Consider the following 1,591-nt stretch of genomic DNA (forward strand, 5'->3'; position numbering starts at 1 on the left):
CGCCGAGGTGGCGTCCACGCTGCCCGACACCCCCGCCGACCGGCTGAACGTCCCGTCCGGAGCGGTCATCACGGCCTTGGACGGCGAGCCGGTCGACTCCCCCAACACGCTCACCGACCTGTTGCTGCTCCGGCACCCCGGCGACCGGGTCGCGCTGACCTACCGGGTGCCCGGCGGGCAGCCGGTCACCCAGCAGCTCAAGCTCGCGGCCGGCCCGCCGCAGTAGCCGGTGACACCGCGAACGCCCCGCCCCCGGGAGGGGCGTTCGTGCTGGTCGGACGCCTGCGGTGCCGCTTCGGGACGAAAAGGTGCGAGAGTGGGAGGGAGCAGTTCCGAGGGCCAGAAATGAGTGTGGACGATGAGCCGTGAGGCGCCGCGTGAGGACTTCGACGACTCCCGGATGAAGATCGCGAAGCCGAAGCGGTGGGCGGCGGGCGTGCCGGGCGTGACCGCCGCGCTGCGCGACTCCTACGAGCAGATGGGCGTGAAGCGCACGGCGCTGACCCTGCTCAGGGTCAACCAGAAGGACGGGTTCGACTGCCCCGGGTGCGCCTGGCCCGAGGGTGATCACCGGCACACCGCCGAGTTCTGCGAGAACGGCGCGAAGGCGGTCGCCGAGGAGGCCACCACCCACCGCGTCACCCGCGAGTTCTTCGCCGCGCACACCGTCGCCGAGCTGGGCGGGCGCACCGACCACTGGCTGGGCCGGCAGGGCCGGCTGACCGAGCCCATGGTCCTGCACCCGGGCTCGGAGCACTACGAGCCGATCTCCTGGGACGAGGCGTTCGGCCTGGTCGCGGACGAGCTGAACGCCCTCGGCTCCCCCGACGAGGCCGTCTTCTACACCTCGGGCCGCACCAGCAACGAGGCCGCGTTCGCCTACCAGCTGTTCGTCCGCGCGTTCGGCACCAACAACCTGCCGGACTGCTCGAACATGTGCCACGAGTCATCCGGCTCGGCGCTGACCGAGACGATCGGCATCGGCAAGGGGTCGGTGCTGCTGGACGACCTCTACCAGGCCGACCTGGTCCTCGTCGTCGGGCAGAACCCCGGCACGAACCATCCGCGCATGCTGTCGGCGCTGGAGAAGGCGAAGAAGGCGGGCGCGCGGATCGTCGCCGTGAACCCGCTTCCCGAGGCGGGGCTGATCCGGTTCAAGAACCCGCAGCTGCCGTCCGGCGTGGTCGGCAAGGGCACCAGGCTCGCCGACCGGTTCCTGCAGATCCGGGTGAACGGTGACCTGGCCCTGTTCCAGGCGCTCAACCGGCTGCTGCTCGAATCGGACGTCCCGGACGCGATCGACCGGGCGTTCATCGAGGAGCACACCCACGGGTTCGACGCGTTCGCCGACCACGTGCGGACGGCGGACTGGGACGACGTCCTCGCCGCGACCGGCCTGACCCGGGGCGAGATCGCCGCGACGCTCGGCGACGTCCTCGCGGCGAAGCGGATCGTGGTGTGCTGGGCGATGGGCCTGACGCAGCACCGCAACTCGGTGCCGACGATCCGCGAGGTCGTGAACTTCCTGCTGCTGCGCGGCAACATCGGCCGTCCGGGCGCGGGCGTGTGTCCGGTGCGCGGCCACTCCAAC

The 1,591-nt window shown here is 71.4% G+C and carries 1 protein-coding gene and 1 pseudogene; both read left to right on the forward strand.

From position 1 onward, the window contains the following. Nucleotides 1–226: pseudogene (locus AB0J52_RS39775) on the forward strand (S1C family serine protease); the annotation flags it as partial. A gap of 132 nt (nt 227–358) precedes the next feature. Further along, on the forward strand, nt 359–1,591 hold a 1,233-nt coding region (locus AB0J52_RS39780), incomplete at its 3' end, for a molybdopterin-dependent oxidoreductase (RefSeq protein WP_500188316.1).

Source organism: Spirillospora sp. NPDC049652, assembly GCF_040675125.1.
Taxonomy (GTDB): domain Bacteria; phylum Actinomycetota; class Actinomycetes; order Streptosporangiales; family Streptosporangiaceae; genus Spirillospora.